Here is a 24,950-nt window from a genome sequence, read left to right on the forward strand (position 1 = left end):
CTCGATGAGCGGGTTTGATATCGGAAAAGCAGCGGCAATCAGCGGCGTTCGAGGATCTCGAAGCAATAGCTGTGGGAGTTTTGTTCGTCCGCGTCATGGAACTCGCTGAAGGTGGAAACCCACTCGTCCGGCTCGTAATCCGGAAAATGGGTATCGCCTTCCACCTCGGCGTCAATGTGGGTCAGATAGAGACGGCTAGCCTGCGACAGCATCTGCTGATAGATACTGCCGCCGCCGATCACCATCACCTCGTCCACGTCGCCGGCCGCCGCCAGGGCTGCGTCCAGCGACGCCACCCAGGTCACACGGTCATCGTCGCCCGGTTGACTGCTCACCACAATATTCAGCCGCCCCGGCAGCGGCCGACCGATGGAGCGGAACGTGTTGCGCCCCATAATCACGGGTTTGCTGAGTGTATTGCGCTTAAACCACGCCAGATCGGCCGGCAAATGCCACGGCATGGCGTTCTCCATACCGATCACACGATCCACTGCCAGTGCGGCAATCAAACTAATCACCATGGTAAAACCCTGCAGGCTACAAAATTGGTGCCACTATACGGAAAGCCCGTTCATGCGTCGATATGATTACCGGGTCGCCGCCCAATATTTAAGAGAACACCGAATCCTTATACCCCCGGCCGTTTGCGATAAATCCAGATCCCCGGCAACGACAGCCCGATGGAGAGCGCGCCGACGATAAAACTGGCCTTCAGGAAGTTGGTGATCAGCGTTTGCATCAACGCTTCGCTGTACCCCTGATGGGAAAGCTGCACCACCGAAATCATCGCGGTATAGGCTGAAATACCGGGGAACATCGGGATTACGGCCGCGACGGTAAACACTTTGGGGTGCGCCAGAAACCAGCGGGACCAGCGAATACCGATGATGCCCACCATGATCGATGCCACGAAGGTCGCCCATTCGATGGGAATACCGAAGTGAATCATCAGAAAACGCGCGCTGTGCCCCAGCCCGCCCAGCAACGCGCAGTAAGGCAATGCCTTCACCGGCACGTTAAATACCATGGCGAACCCCACCGCCGGCACCGCGGCCAGCACCATGTCCTGAATCAGCGCCCAAATCAGTTCAATGCCCATCCGTGCAGCCCCCATACCGCCATTGCCGTTACCACGCCAATACAGGTCGCCAGCGTCAGCAGGCTGGCCATCGTCCAGCGCGCCAGCCCGGTGTTGACATGGCCTTTGAACATATCCGCCACCGCATTAATCAACGGGAAGCCGGGCACCAGCAGCAACACGCTGGCGGCCATCGCCACGGAGGAGCTGTGCTCCAGCCCAGGAACTCGCATCAGCAACCCGGACGCCGACGTCGCCACAAAAGCGGTAATACAGAAGTTAATCAATGGATTGAGATGCCGGCCGGTCAGCACCTGCCGTACATACATCGCCATGCCGCTGGCAATCAGCGTGACCAGAAACGCATCCCAGCCGCCGCCGTTCAGACGGCTGAAGCAGCCGCACGACAGCGCCACGATCGTCACCATCAGCCAGCGCGGATAACGCAGCGGTTTGATATGACTAAAGCGCTTTGCCACCCCGTCCACATCCAGCAGCTTATGTTCAGCCATGATCACCACATGCTGCACCTCGGTCACCACGTGCATATTGATACCGCGATCCACATTTTTACGGGTGGATGTCAGGCAATGCCCCTGCATGATGGTGGTCAGCACAATCGCGTTAGCCGAAATCGAGCTTTCCACACTGTCCATCCCCAGCGCAACGCCGAGCCGCGACGACAGCTGCTCGACCAACATACTTTCCGCGCCATGCTGCAACAGCAACAGCGCGCACTGAATACACAACCGGGTGATATCCCGCTGCTGTGTGGTTTCATTTACCATGTTACTTTCCCGTCCCCTGCCCGAATACAACCACTATAAGCGCGGTTTTTATAAGTTTATTAACATTTCAAATCGATGATTGATAGTGCGAAAAAATGCCACCGGCGGTATTATGCCCACCTTTTTCCGTCGGTTCCTTGATTGTCATTCTGAATCCATCATGCTTGAAACCTCTTTATTCGTTGCGACCATCGCCGCGCTGGGGATGATCTCTCCCGGTCCGGACTTCTTTTTGGTGATCAAAAATGCGGTCCGCTACCCGCGTCTGGCCGCCATGATGACCGCTGTCGGCGTCATTGCCGGCGTCGCCACCCACATGGCCTACTGCGTCGCCGGGCTGGCGGTGGTCATCACCACCACGCCCTGGCTGTTCAGCCTGCTGAAATACGTCGGCGCCGCCTACCTGATCTGGCTGGGCATTCAGGCGCTGCGCTCGCGCGGCGGCAACAAGCTGGACCTGTCCGGTCTGGCGCCGCAGCGCGTCGGGCTGTGGAAAGCCTTTATGCAGGGCTACCTCTGCAACCTGCTGAACCCGAAAGCCACGCTGTTTTTCCTGGCGGTGTTTACCCAGGTGTTGAGCCTGAATTCCAGCTTTGGCGAAAAACTGTGGTACGCCGGGATCATCTGGGGACTGACGCTGATTTGGTGGCCGCTGCTGGTTATCCTGATCCAGAGCGAGCCGGTACGTCGCGGCCTGACCAAAGCCCAGAAGCTGATCGACAAACTGCTTGGCGGCGTGTTGATCACCCTCGGTATCAAAGTCGCCTTAAGCTAAACGCGCCCCCTGTATACAGACGAAAAAAAACCGGTCAGACGCAATTGACCGGTTTTATCTTTCACAGAACCGTGCCGGAACCGGCACGTTTTTTTTGTACCCGTTACCCCTGAATACGGGCATGCATTTCCTGAACGGAAATTACCTGCTCGGTCGGGTCGGCATTCAGCGACATCGCCGTGGCGAAACCGCCGTTCATGGTGGTGTCGTAGTGCACCTTATACTGCAGCGCGCTGCGGCGAATCAGTTTGGAATCCTCAATCGCCTGACGGCCGGCCGTGGTGTTGACGATGTAGGTGTATTCGCCATTCTTGATGCGATCCTGAATGTGCGGACGGCCTTCATGCACCTTGTTCACCAGACGCGGGTTGATACCGGCTTCGCCCAGCACCACGGCGGTGCCGTGGGTCGCGTCCAGTTCAAAACCGTGCTTGAGCAGTTTAGCCGCCAGATCCACCACGCGCGCCTTGTCGCCTTCTCGCACCGACAGCAACGCACGGCCGGTTTTCTTCATCGGCGAGTTGCTGCCCAGCATCGCTTTGGCAAACGCTTCGGCGAAGGTACGGCCCACGCCCATCACCTCGCCGGTGGAGCGCATTTCCGGCCCGAGGATCGGGTCTACGCCCGGGAACTTGTTGAACGGCAACACCACTTCCTTGACGGAGTAGTACGGCGGGATCACCTCTTTGGTGACGCCCTGCTGCGCCAGCGTCTGCCCAACCATCACGCGGGCCGCCACTTTCGCCAGCGGCACGCCGGTCGCCTTGGAAACGAACGGTACGGTACGGGCGGCGCGCGGGTTAACCTCAATCAGGTACACTTCGTTGTTCTTCACCGCGAACTGCACGTTCATCAGGCCGCGCACGGAGAGTTCGAACGCCAGTTTTTCTACCTGACGGCGCATCACGTCCTGAATGTCTTTGCTCAGGGTGTAGGCCGGCAGCGAACAGGCGGAGTCGCCGGAGTGCACGCCAGCCTGCTCGATGTGTTCCATGATGCCGCCAATCAGCACGCGCTCGCCGTCGCAGATAGCATCAACGTCCACTTCCACCGCGTCGTCCAGGAAACGGTCCAGCAGTACCGGCGCATCGTTGGACACGCTGACCGCGGTCTGGAAGTAACGGCGCAAATCGACTTCGTCGTAAACGATTTCCATCGCGCGGCCGCCCAGTACATAAGACGGACGCACCACCAGCGGATAGCCGATGCCGACCGCTTTTTCCACCGCCTGATCGATGGTACTGACGGTGGCGTTAGCCGGCTGCTTCAGGCCAAGACGGTTGACCGCCTGCTGGAAGCGCTCGCGGTCTTCCGCGCGGTCGATGGCGTCCGGGCTGGTGCCGATTACCGGCACGCCGGCGGCTTCAAGCTGGCGCGCCAGTTTCAGCGGGGTCTGGCCGCCGTACTGCACGATGACGCCTTTCGGCTGTTCGATACGCACGATCTCCAGCACGTCTTCCAGCGTTACCGGCTCGAAGTACAGGCGATCGGAGGTGTCGTAGTCGGTAGATACGGTTTCCGGGTTGCAGTTGACCATGATGGTTTCATAGCCGTCTTCGCGCAGCGCCAGCGCCGCGTGCACGCAGCAGTAATCGAACTCGATGCCCTGGCCGATACGGTTCGGACCGCCGCCCAGCACCATGATCTTGTCGCGATCCTGATTCGGATTGGCTTCGCACTCCTCGTCATAGGTGGAGTACATGTAGGCGGTATCGGTGGCGAACTCGGCGGCGCAGGTGTCCACGCGCTTGTAGACCGGGTGCAGGTCGTATTTGTAACGCAGCTTGCGGATTTCACCTTCAGACACGCCGGCCAGCTTCGCCAGACGGGCGTCGGCAAAGCCTTTGCGTTTCAGCAGACGCAGGAATTCCTTCGTCAGACCGTTGGCGCCCTGCTCGGCTACCTGCTCTTCAAGACGCACCAGCTCTTCGATTTGCACCAGGAACCAACGGTCGATGTTGGTCAGGTTGAATACGCCGTCAACCGACATCCCGGCGCGGAACGCATCCGCCAGATACCAGATACGGTCGCCGCCGGCGTCTTTCAGCTCGCGGCGGATTTTGGTCAGCGCTTCCGGGTCGTCCAGATCCACTTTCGGATCGAAGCCGGTGGCGCCCACTTCCAGACCGCGCAGCGCTTTCTGCAGCGATTCCTGCTGGGTGCGGCCAATCGCCATCACTTCACCCACGGATTTCATCTGCGTGGTCAGGCGATCGTTGGCGCCGGCGAATTTTTCAAAGTTGAAGCGCGGGATCTTGGTGACCACGTAGTCGATGGACGGCTCGAACGACGCCGGGGTGCGGCCGCCGGTGATGTCGTTCATCAGCTCATCCAGCGTATAGCCAACTGCCAGCTTGGCGGCGATCTTGGCGATCGGGAAGCCGGTGGCTTTGGAGGCCAGCGCCGAAGAGCGGGACACGCGCGGGTTCATTTCGATGACGATCAGACGGCCGGTTTTCGGATTAACCGCGAACTGCACGTTGGAACCGCCGGTTTCCACCCCGATTTCACGCAGTACCGCCATCGAGGCGTTACGCATGATCTGATATTCCTTGTCGGTCAGGGTTTGCGCCGGCGCCACGGTGATGGAGTCACCGGTGTGGATCCCCATCGCGTCGAGGTTTTCGATGGAGCAGACGATGATGCAGTTATCGTTTTTATCCCGCACCACTTCCATTTCATACTCTTTCCAGCCGATCAGCGATTCGTCGATCAGCAGTTCCTTGGTCGGCGACAGATCCAGACCGCGGGTGCAAATCTCTTCGAACTCTTCACGGTTGTAAGCGATGCCGCCGCCGGTGCCGCCCATAGTGAAGGACGGGCGGATAATGCAGGGATAGCCCACGTCCGCCGCCACCGCCAGCGCTTCTTCCATCGTGTGCGCGATGCCGGAACGAGCGGTTTCCAGGCCGATTTTCTTCATTGCGATGTCGAAACGGCGACGATCTTCCGCTTTATCGATGGCATCGGCGGTAGCGCCGATCATGGTCACGCCGAATTCTTCCAGCACGCCCTGACGTTCCAGCTCCAGCGCGCAGTTCAGCGCCGTCTGGCCGCCCATCGTCGGCAGCACCGCATCCGGACGCTCTTTTTCGATGATTTTGCGCACCACTTCCCAGTGGATCGGTTCAATATAGGTGGCGTCGGCCATCTCCGGGTCGGTCATGATAGTGGCCGGGTTGGAGTTCACCAGAATCACGCGGTAGCCTTCTTCGCGCAGCGCTTTACACGCCTGAGCGCCGGAGTAGTCAAACTCGCACGCCTGACCGATCACGATCGGGCCGGCACCGAGAATCAGGATACTTTTTATGTCTGTACGTTTTGGCATTTTTCGCTCCTGCGAACCCGTTTACTCACCGCCGCGCCGGCGTTTTCGCCTTGTACTTTTATCGCAGCGTGACTAAACGGATTCTGATTATTTGGTATGGCTACGGTAAGACTCAATCAGCTCGATGAAGTGATCGAACAGCGGCGCGGCGTCATGCGGGCCGGGGCTGGCTTCCGGGTGACCCTGGAAGCTGAACGCCGCTTTATCGGTGCGGTGAATGCCCTGCAGCGAACCGTCGAACAGCGATTTGTGCGTCGCGCGCAGCGTGGCGGGCAAAGACGTCTCGTCTACCGCAAACCCGTGGTTTTGCGCGGTGATCATCACCCGATTGCCGTCCAGATCTTTGACCGGATGATTGCCGCCGTGGTGACCGAATTTCATCTTGATGGTTTTCGCGCCGCTGGCCAGCGCCAGCAACTGGTGGCCCAGACAGATGCCGAACACCGGAATCTCGGTTTCCAGGAAGGCTTTGATCGCGTTGATGGCGTAATCGCACGGCTCCGGGTCGCCGGGGCCGTTGGACAGGAAAATGCCGTCCGGATTCAGTTTCAGCACGTCTTCCGCCGGGGTTTGCGCCGGCACGACGGTCAGGCGGCAGCCGCGATCCACCAGCATACGCAGGATATTGCGCTTCACGCCATAATCGTACGCCACCACGTGGTACGGCAGTTCACTCTCTTCTTTCGCCGCCGGCAGCTCGCCTTCCAGCGTCCAGCTGCCCTGTAGCCAGCTATAGCTGGAACGGGTGGTGACTTCTTTCGCCAGATCCATACCTTTCAGGCCGGGGAAGGCTTTGGCCTTTTCCAGCGCCAGCGCCGCATCCGGCGCATCGCCCGCGATGATGCAGCCGTTCTGCGCGCCTTTTTCACGCAGCAGTCGCGTCAGTTTGCGGGTGTCGATATCCGCAATCGCCACGATGTTGTTGCGCTTGAGGTAATCAGACAGGCTTTCTTCGCTGCGGTAGTTGCTGGCAATCAGGGGTAAATCGCGGATAACCAGGCCCTGAGCATGAACGGCGGGGGATTCTTCATCGGCTTTATTGGCGCCGACATTACCGATATGGGGATAAGTAAGAGTGACAATCTGGCGGGAATAGGAAGGATCAGTGAGGATTTCTTGATAACCGGTCATTGACGTATTGAAAACCACTTCCCCCACTGCCGTTCCCTCTGCCCCAATGGCCCGACCGTGGAATTGGGTTCCGTCTTCCAGAACCAATAGCGCTGACTTAATCAAAACACCCTCCAAGGAATAAAAAATCATGTTATTTGCATATTAATTCAGATTTGACGTACTAAATCAATGCAAAAACCACCTGTAAGGCAAATTTTTGGCAAATTGCGCGCATTTTAATGAGGCCCCTGACCGTTGTCTAGCCAAACCGGATTTTTTTTCACTATTTTATGGCTTCAGGAGGCAATATGCGGTAATACCCGCAAAAACATACATCAACTATCGGAAGTAAACGGTTGCCAGCGCCAATGAGTAATGAAATGATTAAAATCACGCCAAAAACGGCAACCGGAATCGTAAATGGCTAACGCACACCGGAGAAAAAGACAGATAACACCGATAAAAATCGGTTTTGATTAAAAATAAATACCAAACCAACATTTTCACATAAAAACAATGGCGCTAAATTTAGCGCCATTAAAATCAATAGATTAAAGACAGGAAGATTTTCACCTGTTATATATCATCAAGCCCCAGCACATCTCTCATATCAAAAAGACCATGATTACGAGAGCTTACCCACAATGCGGACCTGACTGCGCCATTTGCAAACGTCATTCGGCTGGAAGCCTTGTGCGTTATCTCTATACGCTCACCGACATCCGCAAACATAGCGGTATGTTCGCCCACGATATCGCCGGCCCGAATGGTGGCAAAACCGATGCTTTTCGGCTCACGTTCGCCGGTATAGCCTTCACGTGCATAAACCGCGCATTGCTTCAGATCGCGGCCCAGCGCCCCGGCGATCGCTTCGCCCATCGCCAGCGCGGTGCCCGACGGCGCATCGACTTTGTGGCGGTGGTGCGCTTCAATGATTTCAATGTCCGTGTAGTCGCCCATCACTTTGGCCGCTTTTTCCAGCAGCTTGAGCAACACGTTCACCCCAACGCTAAAGTTGGCGGCAAATACAATCCCAATGTCGGCGGCGGCCTGCTGGATCGCGGCTTTACCCTGATCGTCAAACCCCGTGGTACCAATCACCATCCCTTTACCGTGCTGACGACAAAAAGCCAGGTGGCTCAGCGTGCCTTCCGGACGGGTGAAATCGATAAATACATCGAAATCGTCAACGACCGCCTCAAGGCTGCTTTGTACGGTGACATCCGTTTTACCTGCGCCGGCCAGTTCTCCCGCATCGCTGCCCAGCAGGGACGAACCTTCACGTTCCAGCGCAGCGCCCAGCACTACGCCATCCATCTGCAACGCAGCCTGAATCAACTGCCGTCCCATGCGGCCACCCGCTCCCGCGATGGCGACGCGGATTTGTGCATCACGCATATTCGTACTCTTTATTTGTTGATGAATGAGAAAACGTTATCAGGTTAACCAGCCCGGCCAAGGGCTGCCAGCCGAAAACGCCAATAATTAGAAATTTATGACAAAACAGCGGGGATATCAGTAAAAGCTATCGATTAGCCAGAGCCTCCCGGCCGCCGCGGTTATCCGCCGCCGGCGAGTAGACTAAACCCCGCAAGTATTCATATCGCCAGCGCCTATTCATGACGCTAGCCGACGGCGCATCGTTACGCGAGGCTGCTTAAGGCGCCAGCGCCAACACCTGCGCCACCCAGACGCGGAAACCGTCCACATCCAGCGCTAACGCCACCTGTGCGTTGGCCGGGCGATTCAGCCGATGTTGAAGATCCACCACTGTGGTGCCCGCGGTGTACTCGCCCCGGGTTTCCACCGCCACAAAACAGTGTTCCAGAGTAAACAACGCCGGTTTCACCAGATAAGCAATAGCGCATAGATCATGCATACGCAAACCGGTCGCCATGCTGCCGCTGCGGTAGTGACTGAACAACGCATGAAGCATGGCGCCCGTTTGGTTAAGCCCCGGCAACGTTTCCAGGTAATCCGGCGCCAGCACCGCGTTATTGGTGACGTCCAGACCGCACATCACAATGTCGATTCCGCTGTCGAACACCCGCCCTGCCGCTTCCGGGTCAATCGCGATATTGAATTCCGCATTCGGCGTAAAGTTACCGCGTCCTGACGAACCGCCCATCATCACCAGACGCTTGATGTTGTTTTTACATTGCGGGTATTGGGTCAGCAGCAGTGCAACATTGGTGAGCGGCCCAATGGTGACCAGCGTTACCGGCTCGTCGCTGCTGTTCAGGCATTCATACATCGCCTGCACGGCGGGCTTTTCCAGCGCTACCCGGTCATGCGCCACAAAGTCGTACCCCGCCATCCCGGACTCGCCGTGGACGTAGGCCGCATCACGCAACGCGCGCGTCAGCGGCGTCGCCGCGCCTTGTGCGACCGGCACCGTCGAGCCCCAAAAATGCAGCAGTTGCAGCGCATTGCGGGTGGTTTTTTCCACATCCACATTTCCCGCCACCGTGGTGACGAGCTTCAGCTCCAGTTCAGGCGCGAACAAGGCGGCGGCGATAGCAACGGCATCGTCAATGCCCGGGTCGGTATCCAGAATAATGGGGATTCGGTTCATGAGCTTGCTCCCAAAAAAATGCCAGGCGATTTTCATCGTCTGGCATCTTCTCATAATGATAAGGCGAACGTGTTATTCCACTTCACGAACGTCCATACGCAGTTCCTTCGGCACTTCAAACACGATGTTCTCTTCGCGCCCCTGCATCTCCATCGCGATCTGTCCGCCCATGTTCTGCAGGCGTTTGATCACCTGCTGAACCAGCACGTCCGGCGCGGAAGCGCCAGCCGTAACCCCGACACAGACGACATTCTTCAGCCACTCTTCCTGAATATCATCAGCGGAGTCAATCAGATAAGACGGTTTACCGACGCGCTGCGCCAGCTCGGCCAAACGATTGGAGTTGGAGGAGTTTTTCGAGCCGACCACCAGCACCACGCTGGCTTCCGCCGCCAGATTACGCACCGCTTCCTGACGGTTGGTGGTGGCGTAGCAAATATCGTCCTTGCGCGGCCCGACAATCTGCGGGAAACGCGCCCGCAGCGCATCGATCACCGCCGAGGTATCATCTACCGACAAGGTGGTCTGGGTCATGAAGCAAAGGTTGGATTCGTCTTTCACCCGCAACGCCCAGACATCCTCGGGACCTTCCACCAGATACATGCCGCCGTTCGGGTTGTTGTACTGGCCCATGGTGCCTTCCACTTCGGGATGCCCGGCATGGCCGATCAGGATCGCTTCCGTTCCCTTGCGGCTGGCGCGCGCCACTTCCATATGCACTTTGGTCACCAGCGGACAGGTAGCGTCGAAAACGGTCAGTTCCCGGCTTTTGGCTTCCGCCCTCACCGCCTGCGATACGCCATGCGCGGAAAAAATCAGAATAGCGCCATCCGGCACGTCTTCGATTTGCTCGATGAAGATGGCGCCGCGCTCGCGCAGCCCTTCCACCACATAGCGGTTATGCACCACTTCATGACGGACGTAAATCGGCGCGCCGTAGACTTCCAGCGCCCGCTCGACAATGCTGATGGCGCGATCGACGCCAGCGCAAAATCCACGGGGATTAGCCAGCAGGATTTTCATGCGTTGCCTCCGTCTGAAGGGGGATGAATCTCCAGTACTTCCACATCAAACGTGATGGTGTGCCCGGCCAGCGGATGGTTGAAATCCACCGTTACCGACTCTTCCGTCACGTCGCGGATAATGCCCGGCATATCGTTACCGGCCATGCCGCTGAACAACATGATGGTGCCCACTTCGGGCACCCCGGTCTGCGCAAAGTCGCGACGCAAAAAGAACTGGATCAGGTCCGGATTCGAGGGACCGAACGCCGACTCCGGCGGCAGACTAAACTGGCGCCGGTCGCCGACCCGCAGGTCCAGCAACTGGGCCTCCAGCGCTGCCGACAGACTGCCGTCGCCCAGCCGGAACATCGCCGGCTTGCCGCTTTCGCGCGTCGCTTCCGCCACGGAACCGTCTTCCAGCATCAGCGTAAAATGCACCAGCACTTCACCGCCGTTTGTCACGAATTCCGTCATGCGTTATTTACCTTCCGCCTGCTTTTTTTGCGGAGAAGCCAGAAACCCCTCCAACACAATCAGCAGTGCGCCGACCACAATCGCGCTATCCGCCAGATTAAACGTCGGGTAATGCCAGTTGCCGACATAAAAATCCAGAAAATCGATCACATAACCATGTACCAGTCGATCGGCCAGATTGCCGATCGCGCCGCCGATAATCAGCGAATACGCAATATTATTCAGCTTCTGGCTGGCGCTGGAACGATGCATCATCGCCAGCAGCGCCACAATAATCACCAACGCGATCACGGCAAACAGCCAGCGCTGCCAGCCGCCTTTGTCCGCCAGGAAGCTGAACGCCGCGCCATAGTTATGGGCGTAGGTAAAATTGAAGAATGGCACCAGCGATACCGATTCGCCCAGCTGAAAGTGGGTCATCACCCACTGTTTGCTGCCCAAATCGACCACCAGTACTAGTGCGGCCAGCCACAGCCAGCGCAGACCCGTTGCTCCAATAGATTTACTCATCAGACAAATTTACGCTCTTCGCCATTGCCGCCAACATTGGTCGCACAGCGACCACACACCTCTGGATGCGCGGCATCGCTGCCGATATCCGTTTCATAGTGCCAACAACGCGGGCATTTCTCCCCGTCGGCCTTACTAAGGACAACTTTCAGGCCGGGTAATTCACTCTGCTGGGCATCCGCCGGCGCATTTTCGTAATGTTCCAGACGCGCTTTGGAGGTTAACAAGGCAAAGTGCAGTTCGCCTTGCAGGCTGTTGAGCTGCGTAAACAGTGCGTCGTCGGCATATAACGTCACCGCGGCTTCCAATGAACCGCCGATGCGCTTGTCGTTACGCGCCTGCTCGATCACCTTGTTCACTTCGCCGCGCACGTTCAGCATGTCGGCCCAGAAGGCATCGTTCATCGGCTCGCTGTCGGTCAGCCCGAACAAACCGTCATACCACTCTTCGGTGAAGACAAACTGCGCGCGCTCGCCCGGCAGATAAGCCCAGATCTCATCCGCAGTAAAGGAGAGGATCGGCGCCATCCAGCGTACCAGCGCTTCGGCAATATGGAACAGCGCGGTCTGGCAACTGCGGCGCGCCACGCTGTCGTGCTTCGCGGTGTACTGGCGGTCCTTGATGATATCCAGATAGAACGACCCCATCTCGATGGAGCAGAACTGCATCAAACGCTGCACCACACGGTGGAAATCGTAGCTCTCATAGGCTTCGACAATTTCGTCCTGCGCGGCTTTGGCGCAGCCCACCGCCCAGCGATCCAGCACCACCATGTCTTCCGGTTTCACCGTATGCTGCGCCGGATCGAAACCATTCAGGTTGGCCAGCAGGAAACGCGCGGTGTTACGGATACGACGGTAGGCGTCGGCGGAACGCTTGAGGATCTCGTCGGACACCGCGATCTCGCCGGAATAATCGGTAGAACCGATCCACAAACGCAGAATATCGGCGCCCAGCTTATCCATCACGTCCTGCGGGCTAACGGTGTTGCCGATGGATTTCGACATCTTGCGGCCCTGACCGTCCACGGTGAAGCCGTGGGTCAGTACCTGACGGTACGGCGCCTTGCCTTTGATAGCGGTAGAAATCATCAGCGAGGACATGAACCAGCCGCGATGCTGGTCGGAACCTTCCAGATACATATCCGCCGCATGGCCGCTGAATTCCGGACGCACATCCACCACCGAAGCGTGGGTCGATCCGGAATCGAACCAGACATCCAGCGTATCCGGCACTTTTTCATAATCGGCGGCGTCCGCGCCCAGCAGGTCAGCCGGGTTCAAATCCCACCATGCCTGAATGCCGTCCTGTTCGACGCGTTTTGCCACCGCTTCGATCAATTCGGTCGTGCGCGGATGCAGCGCCTGCGTCTCTTTGTGAACGAACAGCGACATCGGCACGCCCCAGGTACGCTGACGGGAGATACACCAGTCAGGACGGTTCGCCACCATGGATTCAATGCGCGCCTGACCCCAGTCCGGGATCCACTGCACTCCCTTGATTTCGGACAGCGACTGCTTACGCAGACCATTCTGATCCATGCTCACAAACCACTGCGGCGTGGCGCGGAACAGGATCGGCGACTTGTGGCGCCAGCAGCAAGGGTAGCTGTGCTGCAGTTTTTCATCATGCAGCAGCGCGCCGCGCTCACGCAGCAGCTCGACAATCTTGTCGTTGGCTTTGAACACGAACAGGCCATCCAGCCCCGGGAACGTGCCCGGCAGGTAGCAACCGTTCGGCCCGACCGGGTTGGCGATTTCCAACTGGTATTTCTGGCTGATGACATAGTCGTCAGGGCCGTGGCCGCCGGCGGTATGTACCGCACCGGTACCCGCGTCCAGCGTAACGTGATCGCCCAGGATGGCAGGCACGTCGAAACCCATGAACGGATGACGGAAGCGCAGCAGTTCCAGATCGCTGCCTTTGACGGTGTGACCCAGACGGGCGCTGACGTCGCTCCCGGCAATGCGTTTAGCGACCGCGTCGGCCAGCCCTTCGGCAACAATGATGGCTTTGCCGGCCACCTGAATCAGCACGTAGTCAATCTCGGCGTTCAGGGCAATGGCGCGGTTGGCCGGCAACGTCCAGGGGGTGGTGGTCCAGATGACCAGCGCGACATCGCCGTTTACCGCATCGGCGGTCAGGCCGAATTTCGCCAGCACCGCCGCGCGATCGACCGCGTTGAACGCCACATCAATCGCCGGAGAAGTTTTGTCGTAATACTCCACTTCCGCTTCCGCCAGCGCGGAACCGCAGTCGGCGCACCAGTGCACCGGCTTGGCGCCCTTGTGCAGATGGCCGTTTTCGATGATGCGGCCCAGCGCACGAATAATGTTGGCTTCGGTTTTGAAATCCATCGTCAGGTACGGACGATCCCAGTCGCCCAGCACGCCCAGACGGATAAAGTCTTTCTTCTGCCCGGCAACCTGCTCGGCGGCATACTTACGGCACTCTTCGCGGAACTGCGCGGCGCTCACCTTCTCGCCCGGCTTGCCCACCAGTTGTTCTACTTTCAGTTCGATCGGCAGGCCGTGACAGTCCCAGCCCGGCACGTACGGCGAATCATAGCCGGACAGCCCTTTGGACTTGATAATAATGTCTTTGAGAATCTTGTTAACCGAGTGACCAATGTGAATGTTGCCGTTCGCATACGGCGGGCCATCGTGAAGGATAAAGGTTTTTTTACCCTTCTTGGCGCCACGAATAATCCCGTACAAATCCTGCTCATACCAACGTTTCAGCATGTCAGGTTCGCGCTTGGCCAAATCGCCACGCATCGGGAACCCTGTTTCCGGCAAATTCAGGGTAGTTTTATAGTCACTCATTCGCTTCTCGATTTCGTTTTCGGCTAGAGAAAAATTAGACCGGCGCCTTCAACCCGAAGAACTCACGGGCGGCCACCACATCGTTGGCGATTTGCTGCTTCAGCGCATCCAGCGAAGCAAACCGCTGCTCACTACGTAATTTTTTACACATCACCACATCTATATGTCGGCCATACAGATCCAGCGTTACATCCAGCAGATGCACTTCCAACTGCTGACGTTTGTCTCCGGTCACGGTCGGGCGGGTGCCGATATTGGCCACGCCGGGTAACGGCGCGTCGCCCAATCCATACACCTGAACCGCATACACGCCGCTGACCGGCGATACCTGGCGCTTGAGAGGCAGGTTGGCCGTTGGAAAACCGATGGTGCGACCCAGCTCGTTGCCGTGCACCACCCGACCAGAAATACTGAACGGGTGTCCCAGCAATTCCTCCGCCAGGATCAGATCGTCCTGCGCCAGCGCTTCGCGCACCGCGGTGCTGCTCACCCGCTTGCCGCTGCTGCAGAAAGTGGTGGTGCTGATCACCTCGAAATTCTGCTCGGCGCCAGCTTTCTGTAATAACAGGAAATCCCCCTCCCGGCCAGCCCCGAAGCGGAAGTCATCCCCCACCACCAGAAACTTCACCCCCAGCTTTTCCACCAGCAGACTGGAGATAAAGGTATTGGCATGGTTAGCGGCAAAGCTGGCGTCAAACGTCACGCACAGCAGGTAATCCACGCCGGCCTGCGCCAGATATTTCACCTTGTCGCGCAGGCGGGTCAGCCGTGCCGGCGCTTTCTCAGCGGCAAACAGCTCCAGCGGCTGAGGTTCGAAAATCATCACCATCACCGGCAACCCGCGTGCCTGCCCTTCCTGCTTCAGGCGTTCAAGCAATGCCTGATGTCCGCGGTGGACACCGTCAAAGTTACCAATAGTTAGCACACAGCCGTAATGGCAGGCCTGAAGATTGTGTATACCGCGAATTAGCTGCATAACTGGCTCAAAACAGTGGAAATCGGCGGATTATACCTTGTACAGCGAGCAAGGTTAACCCGCGATTCATGCCTTTTGTGCCGGCCCGGCGGATTTCAGCATCCCGCTTCGATGAGAATTTTTCATATACCGAAAATCGGGCGCATCGCCGGGCGTGCGGCTTTTAACCCGTAATCAAACGCTTGACGCCACAAAGGCGGCAAACGGTGAATTTATGACGCGAAAGGCTGTATTCCCGACGCTTAAGCTGTTAAAATCCCGCGCCATCACAACGTAACAAGCGCTGGCGTACAAACGGCGCTTATTTGCACAAATCCATTGACAAAAGAAGGCTAAAAGGGCATATTCCTCGGCCTTTGAATTGTCCTCGATAGAATATATTTGGGAGTTGGACCTTGGCTAATATCAAATCAGCTAAGAAACGCGCCGTACAGTCTGAGAAGCGCCGCAAGCACAATGCAAGCCGTCGCTCCATGATGCGTACTTTCATCAAGAAAGTGTATGCGGCCATCGCCGGTGGCGATAAAGAAGCTGCACAGAAAGCATTTAATGACATGCAACCGATCGTGGATCGTCAGGCCAGCAAAGGTCTGATCCACAAAAACAAAGCTGCTCGTCATAAATCCAATCTGACTGCGCAGATCAACGCGATGCAATAATCACGTTTACGTGATGAATCGCTGAAAAAACCGGCTCAGGCCGGTTTTTTTGTGCCTGCTCGAAAGTGAAATTGTTTCATTCGCAAAACAGGGAAGAGAAATCCGCATTGCAGACGCGCTGCACCGCCGGATGCTGAATCATACGTTCCGCGAAAATGACGTAATACTCGTCCTGAATGTTGTCGAGGCGACCGATTTCCATAATGTCGTCTTGTGCGGCCATCTCGCGGGCATGCAGCGACGGCGCGACGAAAACCGCGTCATGGTTCATACCGAAAGCGGTCATCAGCGCCGCGTCATCAAACTCGCCCATAATGTCCACCGGCAGATTCTGCTCGCTGAACCAGTTGAGTAACTTGCGGCCCAGCATGGTGCGGCGCGCCGGGATCAATAGCTTACGCTGCGACAGACAATCGGGGAAAGGCAGACTCGGCCCCGGTCGGCGACAGTAAAAACTCACGCCGCACTCGCCGAGCTTGCGGGAAAACAGCCCCGCCTGCTGGCCGGAATCGACCGGGCAATCCGACAGAATCATGTCCAGCTTATGCTGACTCAACTGCTCGATCAGCATCTCATGGGTGGACTCGAAACAGCGCAGGTGAATCGGCGTCTGTTCATTCACCACCGTTTCCAGCACCCGGCTCACCAGCCGTTTGGACAAGGCATCCGCAACGCCGACATCAAACAGCAGGCTGGACTCCTTGCGGTAATTCACGATATCCAAGCATTCCTGGCTCAACGCAAACATCTTGTCCGCATAGCGGAACACCAGTTGCCCCAGTTCGGTCGGCTCCAGACCGCGCCCTTTACGTTTGAATAACTTGCCCTGCAAACGTTCTTCCAGCGACTTGATCTGCCCGGTAATGGTCTGCGGCGTCAGGAACAACCGTTCGGCGGCGCCCGCCACCGAACCGGTCTTGCACACCTGCCAGAAATAATAGAGATGATTGAAGTTGATGTGCGACATACGATCGTTCCCCTTCTCTCTCATGCACGCCTTAGCGTTGCGCGGCAGGCAATACCGAACGCAACGTCAGGTAGCCCAGCACCGCCGTCGTAAGCGACGTCAGCAAGATCGCCAGTTTGGCGTACAGGATGTCCTGCGCGGCCACCTCGCCAAACGCCAGCAACGTAATGAAGATAGACATGGTGAACCCGATGCCGCACAGCACCGATACCGCCATCACCTGACGGAAATCCACGCCGCCCGGCAACCTGCCCAGCCCAAAGCGGATCACCAGCCAGCTAAACAATGACACGCCAATCGGTTTACCCAGCAATAACCCGCTGGCGATGCCCAGCGTCAATGGCGACAGCAAGTGTTCGACGGCGACGCCCTGCAGCGTAATGCCGGCATTGGCAAAGGCAAACAGCGGGATCACCAGAAACGCGATCCAGCTTGTCAGCCCATGTTCCAGCGTACTGGCGGGCGAGGGGTGGCCCGCCAGAGCGCGCAGCGGAATAAAGAAACCGACAATCACGCCGGCCAGCGTGGCATGCACGCCGGATTTCAGAATGCAGACCCACAACACTATCCCGACCAGCAGATAAGCAGACGTTTTCATCACCTGCTGGTGATTCATGTACGCCAGTAAAGCGATCGCCGCCAGCGCGCCCGACAGCGCCAGCCAGTGCAATTGCTGGGTATAGAACAGCGCGATAATCACGATCGCCCCCAGATCGTCAATGATCGCCAGCGCCAGCAGGAACACCTTCAACCCTGCCGGCACTCGTTTACCCAGCAGGACCAGAATGCCGACCGCAAAAGCGATATCCGTCGCGGTAGGAATCGCCCAGCCTGAACGGGTTTCCGCTTCAGCGGCGTTAAACAACAGGAAAAACAGCGCGGGAACCAGCATCCCGCCAAAGGCCGCCACCACCGGCAGTATCGCCTGCCGCCGGCTCGCCAGCGCGCCGACCACCAGTTCGCGTTTCACTTCCAGACCGACCTGCAGGAAAAACAGCGCCATCAGGCCGTCATTAATCCACAACAGCAGCGGCTTGTTAATTTCCAGCGCGCCAATGCCCATCACCACCGGTATCTCCAGAAAGGACTGATACCACGGCAATGTGGCCGGTATGTTGGAGACCAGCAGCGCCAGCAGAGTCGCGGCAATCAAAATCATGCCGGCGGCCGCTTCCAGCCCGGTCAGATAGCGGAACAGCTTTATCACGTTTATTCTCCCTTACAGCATCGGCGGGCATCACTCATCACTGCCCGATAATGGATAGCAAGGTTAAGCCACACCACTCATCGTTAAAAGCAGTTTTAAACTGGATTAATACTCGAAAAAACCGAATCGGTGGATAACGGCAATAAAAAAACCGGCCAGGATAAACCGGCCGGTTTTTATCACCGCGTCACGGTGGTAATCAGGATCAGCGCGTCAGGTCGTCAAAGAATTTCTTCACGCCGTCGAAGAAACTTTTGGAGCGCGGACTGTTGCTTTCGCCAGTCGGGCCGCCAAAGCTCTCCTGCAATTCCTGCAACAGCTGTTTTTGACGATCGCTCAAATTGACTGGGGTTTCCACCACCACCCGGCACAGCAGATCGCCCTGAATGCCTCCGCGTACCGATTTCACGCCCTTGCCGCGCATGCGGAACAGTTTGCCGGTTTGCGTTTCCGCCGGTACTTTCAGCATCACGCGCCCGTCCAGCGTCGGCACTTCAATTTCACCGCCCAACGCCGCCATAGCGAAGTTGATCGGCACTTCGCAGTAGAGGTTATTGTCTTCGCGCTGGAAGATCGGGTGCTCGCGCACCTGCACTTGTACGTACAGATCGCCGGCCGGGGCGCCAAATTCCCCCGCCTCCCCTTCACCCGCCAGGCGGATGCGATCGCCAGTGTCCACGCCGGCCGGGATCTTGACCGACAGCGTTTTGCTTTTCTCAACACGCCCGTGACCATGACACTTCGTGCAAGGATCTTTGATGATCTTGCCGCGGCCATGACAGTGCGGACAGGTCTGCTGCACGGTGAAGAACCCCTGACGCATCTGCACCTGTCCGTTGCCGTGACAGGTTGGACAGGTCACCGCGTTGCTGCCCGGTCTGGCGCCGCTGCCATGACAAACGTCGCATTCCTGCAGCGTCGGGATACGGATCTCTTTGGTGACGCCGCGTACCGCTTCTTCCAGCGTCAGCTCCATGGTGTAGCGTAAATCAGAGCCGCGACTCGCACGCTGACGGCGACCGCCGCCAAAGATATCACCGAAAACATCGCCGAAAATATCGCCGAAATCAGCGCCGCCGAAACCACCTGCGCCGCCACCGCCGCCCATACCGCCCTGCTCAAACGCGGCATGTCCATACTGATCGTAGGCCGCGCGTTTCTGAGCATCGGTCAAAATCTCATAGGCTTCTTTGACTTCCTTGAATTTGGCCTCGGCGTCTTTGTCACCCGGATTGCGATCCGGGTGATATTTCATCGCCAGCCGTTTGTAAGCCTTTTTGATTTCGCGCTCATCCGCGTCTTTCGCAACGCCCAGAATCTCGTAGTAGTCTTGCTTCGCCATTCTTTTTTCCTGCCCTCAACATGCGTGCACGGGCGCAGAGTTTCCCCGACGCCCGTGCTGGTTGCCAGCAACAGTATGAGCTACCGCTACTGCGCCCGCTTAAGGGCGATTATTTCTTGTCTTTGACTTCTTCGAACTCGGCGTCAACGACATCATCATCCTGACGGGCTGCATTGTCGGCGCCGGCAGCACCGGCCTGAGCCTGTTGCTGCTGAGCGGCTTCCAGCAGTTTGGTAGACGCTTCCGCCAGCTTCTGGATCTTCGCTTCGATGTCTGCCTTGTCTTCGCCTTTCAGCGCAGTTTCCAGCGCTTTCAGCGCCTCTTCGATAGCGGTCTTGTCGGCAGCGGCCAGTTTGTCGCCGGTTTCTTCCAGCTGTTTGCGGGTGCTGTGCAGCAGGTGGTCGCCCTGGTTGCGCGCCTGCACCAGCTCTTCAAACTTACGATCCGCTTCGGCGTTGGCTTCAGCTTCACGCACCATCTTCTGGATTTCGTCTTCGTTCAGGCCGGAAGACGCCTTGATGGTGATGTTCTGCTCGCGACCGCTGTTCTTGTCTTTAGCGGAAACATGCAGGATACCGTCGGCATCGATGTCGAAGGTGACTTCGATCTGCGGCATACCGCGCGGCGCCGGCTGAATACCGTCCAGGTTGAACTGTCCCAACGATTTGTTATCGTGGGCGCGCTTACGCTCACCCTGCAGTACGTGGATCGTCACCGCGGACTGGTTGTCTTCCGCCGTCGAGAACACCTGACTGTGCTTGGTCGGGATAGTAGTGTTCTTGGTAATCAGCGGAGTCATCACGCCGCCCATGGTTTCGATACCCAGAGACAGCGGAGTAACGTCCAGCAGCAGCACGTCTTTCACGTCGCCAGCCAGCACGCCGCCCTGCACCGCGGCGCCAATCGCCACCGCTTCGTCCGGGTTCACGTCTTTACGCGGTTCTTTACCGAAGAAATCGGCAACTTTCTTCTGCACCAGCGGCATACGGGTCTGGCCGCCGACCAGAATCACGTCGTGGATTTCGGAAACCGACAGCCCGGCATCCTGCAACGCCACTTTCAGCGGCTCCAGAGAACGGGTTACCAGATCTTCGACCAGCGATTCCAGTTTGGCGCGAGTTACCTTGATGTTCAGGTGTTTCGGGCCGGTGGCGTCCGCCGTGATGTACGGCAGGTTAACATCGGTCTGCTGGGCAGAAGACAGTTCGATCTTCGCTTTTTCCGCCGCTTCTTTCAGACGCTGCATCGCCAGCGGGTCGTTACGCAGGTCAAAGCCCTGCTCTTTTTTGAATTCGTCAACCAGGTAGTTGATCATACGGCTGTCGAAGTCTTCGCCGCCCAGGTGAGTATCACCGTTGGTCGCCAGTACTTCGAAGGTTTTCTCGCCGTCGACATCATCGATTTCAATGATGGAGATATCGAACGTACCGCCGCCCAGGTCGTATACAGCGATAGTGCGGTTGCCGACGCCTTTGTCCAGGCCGTAAGCCAGCGCAGCCGCCGTCGGTTCGTTGATGATACGTTTGACTTCCAGACCGGCGATACGGCCGGCGTCTTTGGTCGCCTGACGCTGGGCGTCGTTGAAGTATGCCGGTACGGTGATGACCGCTTCGGTGATGGTTTCACCCAGATAATCTTCCGCCGTCTTCTTCATTTTTTTCAGGACTTCAGCGGAAATCTGCGGCGGAGCCAGTTTCTGGTCTTTCACTTCCACCCAGGCGTCGCCGTTGTCGGCCGGCAGGATTTTGTACGGCATGATGTTGGTGTCGCGCTGTACTTCTTCATCCTGGAAACGACGACCAATCAGACGCTTGATGGCGAACAGCGTATTTTTCGGGTTAGTCACCGCCTGACGTTTAGCCGGTTGGCCAACCAGAGTTTCACCATCTTGCGTATAGGCAATAATGGAAGGCGTGGTGCGATCGCCTTCGCTGTTTTCCAGTACCTTAACCTGCGTACCGTCCATAATCGCTACACAAGAGTTGGTTGTACCCAAGTCGATACCAATAATCTTACCCATCTAAACATCTCCACTTAAAAGTCATATCCGGTGTGGTGGTTTAACCTACTATGCGGGCGAAATGTTGCTTTTCAACACCCCGAAATCGTCTTTGTCTTTTCGGTCAAACCGCTTTGATGACTCTAAGATGGGGACGACAATTCCTGCATCAAGGGGCACTAACCAAAAAAAACTGCATCTTCCCGGTTTTTGATCAAAGTATTCGCATCCTATCTGGTTGTATCGCCCATTCCCGCCCGCTATGATGCCGCGCTCGCCGCAGAAAAGGGATTGCCCCGGCCTGACAGCGGGTACCGGCGACGCTCCGTTTACCTCATGGGAACGCCCGCCGGGCAAACCTTGAGACACAACAACACATTGACCATTTTGTTATTGCAGAGGATGTATGCACGCGAAAACGTTGGCGAATCCGGGCCCACTGGGACTGATGGGCTTCGGGATGACCACCATTCTGTTAAACCTGCACAACGCAGGCTTTTTCCCACTGACTTCCATTATTCTGAGCATGGGAATCTTCTACGGCGGCATCGCCCAGATCCTGGCCGGTCTGCTGGAGTATAAGAAAGGCAATACCTTTGGCGTGACTGCCTTTACCTCCTACGGCGCGTTCTGGCTGACGCTGGTCGCCATCATCATGCTGCCGAAAATGGGCCTGGCGGAAGCGGCCGACGCGCAGTTCCTCGGCGTGTTCCTGGCGCTGTGGGGCATCTTCACCCTGTTCATGTTCTTCGGCACCCTGGGCGCCAACCGCGCACTGCAGTTCGTGTTCGCCAGCCTGACCGTGCTGTTCGCCCTGCTGGCGATCGGCAACATCACCGGCAACCACGCGCTGCTGACCTTCGCCGGTTATGAAGGCATTATCTGCGGCGCCAGCGCTATCTACCTGGCGATGGCCGAAGTGCTCAACGAACAGTACGGCCGTACCGTACTGCCGATTGGCGCTCGCGGCGCGCACTGACGGAAAACCGTTTAGAGCGGCACCAACGCAAATCAACGCAAAAAGAGAGGCGCATCAGGCGCCTCTCTTTTTTTGTCCGGATGTCCACGCGGGTCTACACCCCGGCCGGAGAACCGACCTGCTCAGCCTGTGCTTCCACCTCGCGGTGAGTCTGGCTTTGCAGATAAACGCCCAGCACCAGCCCCAACGCGCACAACGCCAGCACATAGAAGGCCGGCGCCAGCGGCGTCCACTTCATCATCAGCGTAACGAAAATGGGCGTCATGCCGCCAAAAATGGCGTATGCCACGTTATACGAGAAGGAAATGCCGGAGAAACGCACCGCCGCCGGGAACGCCCGCACCATCACGTAAGGCACCGCGCCCACCACCCCGACGCTCAATCCCGCCAGCGCATAGCTGATAAACAGCAGGCTATGGCTCTGCGCGGCATGGGAGTAAAACAGCCAGCTGCACGTCGCAAACAACAGACTGCCGATGATGAAGGTACGGCCGACGCCAATCCGGTCCGCCGCCAGCCCGGCGATAATACAGCCGACCATTAACGCAACGGTGGCCAGACTGTTGGCCTGTAACGTCAACGCCGCCGGGATACCATGCAATTTTTGCAAATACACCGGCGCCATCAGAATCACTACCACAATTCCAGCGGACAACATCCAGGTCAGCAACATGCTGACCAGTATCGCTTTCTTATGACGTAACACGATTGTCTTGAGCGGCAGTTCGTCCGCCAGCGCTTTGTGCGCCTGCATCTCGCGGAAAATCGGCGTTTCCTGCAGCCAGCGGCGCAAATACAGCGCGATAAGTCCGAAGATACCGCCGATAAAGAATGGGATACGCCAGCCGCCGGCGACGATCTGCACGGGCGGCAGCAAGGTATTAAGCAGCGTGGCGATCATCGAACCGAACAAAATCCCCAGCGTCAGCCCGGCGGTCAACGTGCCGCAGGCGATGCCGATACGAGAGCGGGGAACGTGTTCCGCGACAAACACCCAGGCGCCCGGCACTTCACCGCCGATCGCCGCGCCCTGCAGCACCCGCATCAACAGCAGCAGCAAAGGCGCCGCGATGCCGATGGAAGCATAGGTCGGCAGCATCCCCATTCCCAGCGTGGGCAGGGCCATCAGTAAGATGCTCAGGCTGAACATTTTTTTGCGACCGACCCGATCGCCAAAATGCGCCATCACGATACCGCCCAGCGGGCGAGCCAGATAGCCGGCGGCAAAGATGCCAAAGGTTTGAACCTGCCGCAGCCATTCAGGAATATCCGACGGAAAAAACAGATCGCCGATAACAGCGGCAAAAAAGACGAAGATGATGAAGTCGTAAAACTCCAGCGCGCCGCCCAGCGCCGCCAATGAAAGGGTTTGATAATCGTGTCGATTCAATCGACGGTGTTGTTCGCCAGCCATAAATCACCGCACAATGCCAGTACAATAAGAAAATAATTTCAAATCGCTGTGTAAATGAAACCTTACTATAGCGGCAGATTTTTGGCACACCAGCACCGGGCGATGGTTATCAACAAATTGCGTTAACTTCAGCTTTTTATATCGCGTATCGCACTCTTGGGGCGAAAAGCTGCTACTACGTCCGGATTGGTTTCGATATAAGGTCCTTCCAGCAGTTGGATGCAGTAGGGAACACTGGCGAAAATCCCCGGTACGATGACCTGGCCGGACGCATCTTTCAGGCCGGTCAGGGTCTCGCGGATGGATTTCGGCTGCCCCGGCAGGTTGAGGATCAGCGCCTGTTTACGGATCACGCCAACCTGACGCGACAGAATGGCGGTGGGAACAAACCGCAGGCTGATCTGCCGCATCTGCTCGCCGAATCCCGGCATTTCCCGATCGGCCACCGCCAGCGTGGCGTCCGGCGTCACATCCCGACGCGCCGGGCCGGTGCCGCCGGTGGTCAGCACCAGATGGCAACCGCACTCATCCACCAGTTCACACAGCGTCTGCTCAATCAGCGGCTGTTCATCCGGCACCAAACGAGTTTGCACGTCGAAGGGGGTGGTCAGTGCTTCCGCCAGCCATGCCTGCAGAGCCGGAATGCCTTCATCCTGATAGACACCGCTGGAGGCGCGATCAGAAATGGATACCAAACCAACACATAGACTGTTCATAAGCACCTCTTGTTTATCAAAAAATTTATTCTATCAGTCTGATTAATAATCCGAAGCGTTAAATCCGTTCAAAAATCCGCTCGCTAATGCGACAATGTTCGAAATCTGCGCGGTTCCACAAGAAAATACGTTATGACCGTGCACAATATCTAACGATTCAACGAGTTAATTCTCGCTCATCGATTAATGTTTCTGACAATAACAATAATTAAGAGTCTACC

21 protein-coding genes are annotated in these 24,950 nt (G+C 57.2%); 3 read left to right on the forward strand and 18 right to left on the reverse strand.

What is annotated here, in order from left to right:
- Positions 1-38: 38 nt before the first annotated feature.
- The 3 genes from folA to DXXMK7_RS18050 form a co-directional block, all read right to left on the reverse strand.
- Entirely contained in the window at positions 39-518 is a 480-nt protein-coding gene (gene folA / locus DXXMK7_RS18040) for a type 3 dihydrofolate reductase (RefSeq protein WP_174213778.1), read from the reverse strand.
- Between the two features lie 110 nt (positions 519-628).
- Complete coding sequence (locus DXXMK7_RS18045; protein WP_024107322.1) at positions 629-1,099, reverse strand: threonine/serine exporter; 471 nt, start codon at positions 1,097-1,099, stop codon at positions 629-631.
- Positions 1,084-1,866 (reverse strand): threonine/serine exporter ThrE family protein, encoded by a 783-nt coding sequence (locus tag DXXMK7_RS18050; RefSeq protein ID WP_038665576.1) that lies wholly within the window; start codon positions 1,864-1,866, stop codon positions 1,084-1,086. The genes DXXMK7_RS18045 and DXXMK7_RS18050 overlap by 16 nt, the downstream gene beginning before the upstream one ends.
- Positions 1,867-2,026: 160 nt before the next feature.
- Here DXXMK7_RS18050 and DXXMK7_RS18055 point away from each other — a divergent pair, with 160 nt between their 5' ends.
- Positions 2,027-2,641: a LysE family translocator gene (locus tag DXXMK7_RS18055; protein ID WP_038665573.1), complete on the forward strand. Its 615-nt coding sequence runs from the start codon at positions 2,027-2,029 to the stop codon at positions 2,639-2,641.
- Positions 2,642-2,744: 103 nt separating this feature from the next.
- On the opposite strand, the gene carB is transcribed toward DXXMK7_RS18055, so the two are convergent.
- The 9 genes from carB to ribF all read right to left on the reverse strand — a co-directional run bounded on the left by carB (position 2,745) and on the right by ribF (position 15,446).
- Complete coding sequence (carB, locus tag DXXMK7_RS18060; RefSeq protein ID WP_038920264.1) at positions 2,745-5,969, reverse strand: carbamoyl-phosphate synthase large subunit; 3,225 nt, start codon at positions 5,967-5,969, stop codon at positions 2,745-2,747.
- Positions 5,970-6,056: 87 nt separating this feature from the next.
- On the reverse strand, positions 6,057-7,205 hold the full coding sequence (gene carA, locus DXXMK7_RS18065) for a glutamine-hydrolyzing carbamoyl-phosphate synthase small subunit (RefSeq protein ID WP_038921124.1): 1,149 nt from the start codon (positions 7,203-7,205) through the stop codon (positions 6,057-6,059).
- Positions 7,206-7,658: 453 nt separating this feature from the next.
- The gene (gene dapB / locus DXXMK7_RS18070; RefSeq protein ID WP_038920265.1) at positions 7,659-8,480 is read right to left on the reverse strand and encodes a 4-hydroxy-tetrahydrodipicolinate reductase; all 822 of its coding nucleotides are present in this window, start codon (positions 8,478-8,480) and stop codon (positions 7,659-7,661) included.
- 259 nt (positions 8,481-8,739) lie between these two features.
- Complete coding sequence (gene rihC, locus DXXMK7_RS18075) at positions 8,740-9,657, reverse strand: ribonucleoside hydrolase RihC (RefSeq protein WP_038921125.1); 918 nt, start codon at positions 9,655-9,657, stop codon at positions 8,740-8,742.
- Between the two features lie 72 nt (positions 9,658-9,729).
- Complete coding sequence (ispH, locus tag DXXMK7_RS18080; RefSeq protein ID WP_038920266.1) at positions 9,730-10,680, reverse strand: 4-hydroxy-3-methylbut-2-enyl diphosphate reductase; 951 nt, start codon at positions 10,678-10,680, stop codon at positions 9,730-9,732.
- A complete protein-coding gene (fkpB, locus tag DXXMK7_RS18085) occupies positions 10,677-11,135 on the reverse strand; it encodes an FKBP-type peptidyl-prolyl cis-trans isomerase (protein WP_038920267.1) in 459 nt (152 codons plus the stop codon). The genes ispH and fkpB overlap by 4 nt, the downstream gene beginning before the upstream one ends.
- Before the next feature lie 3 nt (positions 11,136-11,138).
- Positions 11,139-11,645 (reverse strand): signal peptidase II, encoded by a 507-nt coding sequence (gene lspA, locus DXXMK7_RS18090; RefSeq protein WP_038920268.1) that lies wholly within the window; start codon positions 11,643-11,645, stop codon positions 11,139-11,141.
- Entirely contained in the window at positions 11,645-14,470 is a 2,826-nt protein-coding gene (gene ileS, locus DXXMK7_RS18095) for an isoleucine--tRNA ligase (RefSeq protein ID WP_038920269.1), read from the reverse strand. Before ileS ends, lspA begins: the two co-directional genes overlap by 1 nt.
- A gap of 34 nt (positions 14,471-14,504) precedes the next feature.
- On the reverse strand, positions 14,505-15,446 hold the full coding sequence (gene ribF, locus DXXMK7_RS18100) for a bifunctional riboflavin kinase/FAD synthetase (protein ID WP_038920270.1): 942 nt from the start codon (positions 15,444-15,446) through the stop codon (positions 14,505-14,507).
- A gap of 395 nt (positions 15,447-15,841) precedes the next feature.
- Here ribF and rpsT point away from each other — a divergent pair, with 395 nt between their 5' ends.
- Positions 15,842-16,105, forward strand: a complete 264-nt coding sequence (gene rpsT, locus DXXMK7_RS18105; protein WP_038665549.1) for a 30S ribosomal protein S20 — start codon at positions 15,842-15,844, stop codon at positions 16,103-16,105.
- A gap of 76 nt (positions 16,106-16,181) precedes the next feature.
- On the opposite strand, the gene nhaR is transcribed toward rpsT, so the two are convergent.
- The 4 genes from nhaR to dnaK form a co-directional block, all read right to left on the reverse strand.
- Positions 16,182-17,072 (reverse strand): transcriptional activator NhaR, encoded by an 891-nt coding sequence (nhaR, locus tag DXXMK7_RS18110; RefSeq protein WP_038920271.1) that lies wholly within the window; start codon positions 17,070-17,072, stop codon positions 16,182-16,184.
- A gap of 31 nt (positions 17,073-17,103) precedes the next feature.
- Entirely contained in the window at positions 17,104-18,279 is a 1,176-nt protein-coding gene (gene nhaA, locus DXXMK7_RS18115; RefSeq protein ID WP_038920272.1) for a Na+/H+ antiporter NhaA, read from the reverse strand.
- Positions 18,280-18,484: 205 nt separating this feature from the next.
- Positions 18,485-19,621 (reverse strand): molecular chaperone DnaJ, encoded by a 1,137-nt coding sequence (dnaJ, locus tag DXXMK7_RS18120; protein ID WP_038920273.1) that lies wholly within the window; start codon positions 19,619-19,621, stop codon positions 18,485-18,487.
- A gap of 109 nt (positions 19,622-19,730) precedes the next feature.
- Complete coding sequence (gene dnaK / locus DXXMK7_RS18125; RefSeq protein WP_038920274.1) at positions 19,731-21,641, reverse strand: molecular chaperone DnaK; 1,911 nt, start codon at positions 21,639-21,641, stop codon at positions 19,731-19,733.
- Between the two features lie 385 nt (positions 21,642-22,026).
- Between dnaK and satP the strand changes: the two genes are divergently transcribed.
- On the forward strand, positions 22,027-22,599 hold the full coding sequence (gene satP / locus DXXMK7_RS18130; protein WP_022634932.1) for an acetate uptake transporter: 573 nt from the start codon (positions 22,027-22,029) through the stop codon (positions 22,597-22,599).
- 94 nt (positions 22,600-22,693) lie between these two features.
- Here satP and DXXMK7_RS18135 read toward each other — a convergent pair whose 3' ends face one another.
- Positions 22,694-24,013 (reverse strand): MFS transporter, encoded by a 1,320-nt coding sequence (locus DXXMK7_RS18135; RefSeq protein WP_038920275.1) that lies wholly within the window; start codon positions 24,011-24,013, stop codon positions 22,694-22,696.
- A 128-nt stretch (positions 24,014-24,141) separates the two neighbouring features.
- Complete coding sequence (gene mog, locus DXXMK7_RS18140; RefSeq protein WP_038665531.1) at positions 24,142-24,729, reverse strand: molybdopterin adenylyltransferase; 588 nt, start codon at positions 24,727-24,729, stop codon at positions 24,142-24,144.
- Positions 24,730-24,950 lie beyond the last annotated feature (221 nt).

This window comes from Dickeya sp. MK7, from assembly GCF_000406305.1.
GTDB lineage: Bacteria > Pseudomonadota > Gammaproteobacteria > Enterobacterales > Enterobacteriaceae > Dickeya > Dickeya fangzhongdai.